Annotated in this window: 6 protein-coding genes; 4 read left to right on the forward strand and 2 right to left on the reverse strand. The window is 51.5% G+C overall.

The genetic code is table 11. The features are described from left to right. Positions 1-280 (forward strand): IS200/IS605 family transposase (gene tnpA / locus VE954_RS03635; protein WP_324949767.1); only part of this gene is annotated, 280 nt, incomplete at its 5' end. A gap of 186 nt (positions 281-466) precedes the next feature. Here tnpA and VE954_RS03640 read toward each other — a convergent pair. Together VE954_RS03640 and VE954_RS03645 are read right to left on the reverse strand one after the other, a co-directional pair. Beyond that, a complete protein-coding gene (locus tag VE954_RS03640; RefSeq protein ID WP_324949769.1) occupies positions 467-829 on the reverse strand; it encodes a hypothetical protein in 363 nt (120 codons plus the stop codon). Positions 830-839: 10 nt separating this feature from the next. Further along, entirely contained in the window at positions 840-1,673 is an 834-nt protein-coding gene (locus VE954_RS03645; RefSeq protein ID WP_324949771.1) for a M48 family metallopeptidase, read from the reverse strand. A 120-nt stretch (positions 1,674-1,793) separates the two neighbouring features. Here VE954_RS03645 and VE954_RS03650 point away from each other — a divergent pair, with 120 nt between their 5' ends. From VE954_RS03650 to VE954_RS03660, 3 genes are all read left to right on the forward strand, one after another. Beyond that, positions 1,794-3,185 carry a thioredoxin domain-containing protein gene (locus tag VE954_RS03650; protein WP_324949773.1) on the forward strand — a complete coding sequence of 464 codons (1,392 nt, stop codon included), beginning with the start codon at positions 1,794-1,796 and terminating at the stop codon, positions 3,183-3,185. An 82-nt stretch (positions 3,186-3,267) separates the two neighbouring features. After that, on the forward strand, positions 3,268-3,708 hold the full coding sequence (locus VE954_RS03655) for an SRPBCC domain-containing protein (protein ID WP_324949775.1): 441 nt from the start codon (positions 3,268-3,270) through the stop codon (positions 3,706-3,708). Positions 3,709-3,935: 227 nt separating this feature from the next. Beyond that, positions 3,936-4,191 (forward strand): transposase (locus tag VE954_RS03660; RefSeq protein WP_324949777.1); only part of this gene is annotated, 256 nt, incomplete at its 3' end.

Genomic DNA, 4,191 nt, shown 5'->3' on the forward strand with positions numbered 1-4,191 from the left:
ACTTTTGGAAACATGGGATTGCTGTCTTTTGGAATTCAATGGCGAGGCTGATCATGTCCATATTTTGATGGCACTCAATCCAAAAGCGCAGCCATCCAAACTCGTGGGCAATCTGAAAACGGTAAGCTCCCGCCTTATCCGCAAGGAGTTTTCCGAACACATTCAAAAATATTATTCGAAGCCGATTTTTTGGAGCAGGACGTATTGCCTGCTGACCGTTGGTGGCGCTCCACTTTCGGTGCTCAAGCAATACATTGAAAATCAGGCCGAAGTGGAATAGGCCGCTCACCTCGCTTGGCCCGGATCACGGCAGCCCTGTTTCACCACCAGCCAAACCCGTCTGGTTCCTCGCCGGCTCGGGACGGGCTATGGCTGGAGTACTTGCCGACAATCCGATAGATACGCTCGCGCCCCTTCTGTCCCGTTTGTTGATATCCTGGCTTGATCGTAACAGCCTGCTCTGGACTCAGAGCAGGCTCTCTTTATTGTCTTTCTTATGAGAACGTTGATGACGACTCGTAAAGGTTGGCGGCTTGCTGGAGAGCCAATGTATAAATTTGGCTATATCGCTCTGCTCCCGCAAACCTTCGAAGGTATTATAAACGGCAGCCAGCTCATGTTCCATAAAGAGACTATGAATCTTGCTGTGGCATACGGTGTGGATGGCATAACGTCGCTTGCCGCCATAGGCTTTTGGCACCAGGTGATGATAGTTAACGGTCGGCCCTGGAACCAGCGCGCGCTGACAAAGAGGGCATAAACCATCGTCGGGCCAAACGGATTCTGCACTCTCTTCTTCGAATTTATGCCGACGCTTGCCTTTGGGCATAAGCTTCGCCTCAACGCGTTTGAGCCAGCCGTTCCTGAAACCCTTTGAGATCAAACTTTACAGGCTTCAGTTTGTCTTTCTCGGCCGGCGTTAATGCCGCCATGCGTTCCTCGACCAGTCGAATCCGATCCGTAGTCAGGGGATGGGTCGAAAGAAAGGCACTCACGCGCTGAAGCTTTTCGCCTTCGCCGCCTTCGGACTTTTGTTTTTCCAAGCGCTGAAAGAAATGATTCATGCCTTGCGGATTGATACTGGCGCCCACGAGATATTCAAACCCAATCTCATCCGCCTTGCCTTCCTGCTTGCGCGTAAAACCATTTTGCAGCAGAACCTGGCTCTGCTGCAGGATGTAAGCTCCCAGATCCGAGATATCGCCCAGGAAAAAGTTCACGATGGCTGCCAGCCCCAGGCTTTGGATCATGGATTTCAGAACATGTTTTTCGGTAGCATGGGCCAGTTCATGGGCGGCTACCCCAAGAATTTCTTCAGGACTGCCTGCGGCCATGAGCATGCCTTTATTAAAAATCAGAATCCCACCTGGAAGTGCGAATGCATTCAGGGCCGGCTCACGGCTGATGATGATTCGAATCTTCGGCTCATGAATTTTGTTTCTATCGATCAAGGGCTTGAGCAGGCTGTCCAAACGCGCTTGCAGCTCGGCATCCTTAAGGACAGCTTCAGGCGGCAGCACCGAGGGGAGGATCTGGTTACCCAGGGAAGCTTCCATATCCGGTGGGATGCGATCCACGAGCGCATCGAGGGCCCGATCCTTCCACTCCAGGACTCCACATCCGGAGAGCAGCACACTGAATAAGAGCAGGGACAGATAAAAACGACGGCGCATGTCAGACCCTCCAGGCAAAGCCGATGTTCACAATAAGTGGATCCCTGCCTTCAGGCGAGGATTTTTTCAGGCGTAGGCTCCGTCAAACAGCTGAGATGACGCCCGTCTGAGAACGAAAAGATGGGAACGCACACCCTCAATGGCTTGCCTGTTCGCGGCAAAAACCCTATAAACCGTTCATTCAAGGCCCGTCCCCATCAGAATACCCAGGGAGCCCACACCGTGAATCTTCCAGCCCTATCGCGCTTTCTCCAGCTCCACGTGTTTCTCCTTCTCGTAGCAGGTTGTGTCACGACCCGTCCTGTGACCACCCTCGCGGACTTCACCAGTGCGGCTCAAAGCGGTGACCTCATCCTGCTCGATCCGGCCGTGGCCCTTGAGCTGCTCAAAAAGCCCCAACCGACCCCGCTCCTCATGGAATTCTATGCGGATTGGTGCCAACCGTGCCGGGATCTGGATAAACCGCTGCAAGAGATGGCCCGTGACGGCAAAGGCCGCTATCTTGTCGCAAAGGTGGACGTAACGGGAAGGGAAGCATTGATGCAGGATTTTGGCCTTCCCGACTCCTTTCCGGCTTTTATTCTCACCACCCCGAATCAGCCCGAGCCTTTGAAAAAATATGGAACCCACGCCGCCTATTCTCTCCTAGCGTGGCTGAAGGATGACAAGAGATCGAGCGTTTCCCCACTCAAATTTTCCACGTCGGAAAAAAGAACGGGATACAAAGCAGTCCTCGTCGCAGGAAGGCCGGGGAATGCGAATTTCATCCAGGAATTAAACCTTGTTCATAGGTTGCTTGTCGAAAGGGGGATTAAAGAAAGCGAGATTGCCTGTTTCTCGGCCGTGCCAGATTTTGTTCACTATCACCTTGATAAAGCCCAGTTCGATACCTTGACGGCTTTCGTTCAAACCTGCCGTCCCGCGCAGCGCGAGCATATCCTGGCCACGATTCAAGCATCCATCAACCAAAACCCAACCGACTTTTATCTCTATATCTCATCCCACGGCGCCGAACCCGTCCCTGAGGAGGAGAAGGCAGACTCCAAACGTACCTGCAACAGCTACGCCCCCGCCCTCGTCCTGGATCAGAGCGAATACGAGGAACGTTGCCAGGCAACGCAAGACATCACACCGGACGCCCTGGCTGCAGTTATGATGAGCGCTCCTGGCACCAACAAGCATCTCATCCTTCAGGGCTGTTACACGGGAGGTTTCATCTCCTCCACCGACGATGCCACACGCAACCCCAGCGCCCTCGCCCTGCTCCCCAAAATGATGATCATGACGGCTTCCAAAGCCGATCGCACCAGCTTTGGTTGCAACCCCGGCGCGGCTATGACCGTATTTGGCTATGCAGTTATAAGCTCGGTGGCGGGACACAAAATGCCCATGTCCGATCTGCCTTGGCCCGAAATAGCCAGGAAGGCGGAACAGATTGTGGTGGAGGAGGAAAAGAAATTTCGTATCCCTGATGAAAAGACTTCGCATCCACAATTTTTTCAAAATCCTTGAGACGAACCAGGCGGCATTGACCCAAGTTGATGCAAAGCTGGATGACTTTATGTTAATCTTCTCGTTAAAGGGAGGACAGGCCATGCTTAAAACTTTGCATTTCTCCATTCAGATCCGGGCGCCACGCGAACGCGTGTGGAATATCATGCTCGACAAAGAATCTTATAAAAAGTGGACCTCAGTTTTTACCGAGGGTTCTTATTATAAAGGATCATGGAACAAGGGTGAGACCATTCAGTTCCTCGACCCCAAGGGCAGCGGCATGACGGCTGTGATTGCCGAGAACCGCCCACTTGAGTTTATTTCGATTAAACACTTGGGCTATATCAAGGACGGAGTCGAAGATAAGGATAGCCCGGAAATCAAAGCCTGGGCTCCTGCCTATGAGAATTATACCTTTACGTCGAAAAACGGCGGGACAGAGCTTCATATCGAGGCTCAGGTTACGGCGGATTTTGAGTCCTATATGAATAAAACATGGCCGCAGGCTTTGGATACGTTGCGTAAGCTTTGTGAAAGCTGATTGTCCAGCTCATGATAAAATGAACATGAACTGTTGAAAGGTTATCATCTGATATGACAGGCAACAATCATCAAATTGTGTGTTAATGTTCTGATCGTATGCGATCGCCCTTACCCAGCTTAAATCGTCCCATAAAAGACAGGCAATGTGTCCTTAACGTATCCTTGAGGACTGTCCTTAAAAGTTGAGGTCTGTCCTTAAGGTCTCCTTAAGGATTATCCTTAGTCATGAGCAAAACCCAGATCATCACAGGTGTTGAACGCCGCCGCAAGTTTTCTGATGAAGAAAAGGCCAACATCGTGGCAGAAGCGATGGATAGCACAATGAGCGCAGTTGCCAGAAAACACGGCATATCCAACAGCCTCCTTCACTCCTGGAAAAAGAAGTTCCCTCCCAAGTCCTTTGCTCTTGTCGAAATCAAAACCCCAGAACCAAAAGACATCAGCTCCACCATACAACCAACGCCTATCGAGATGGCTGTTC

The sequence above is a fragment of the Oligoflexus sp. genome (assembly GCF_035638955.1).
In the GTDB taxonomy this organism is placed as follows: domain Bacteria; phylum Bdellovibrionota_B; class Oligoflexia; order Oligoflexales; family Oligoflexaceae; genus Oligoflexus.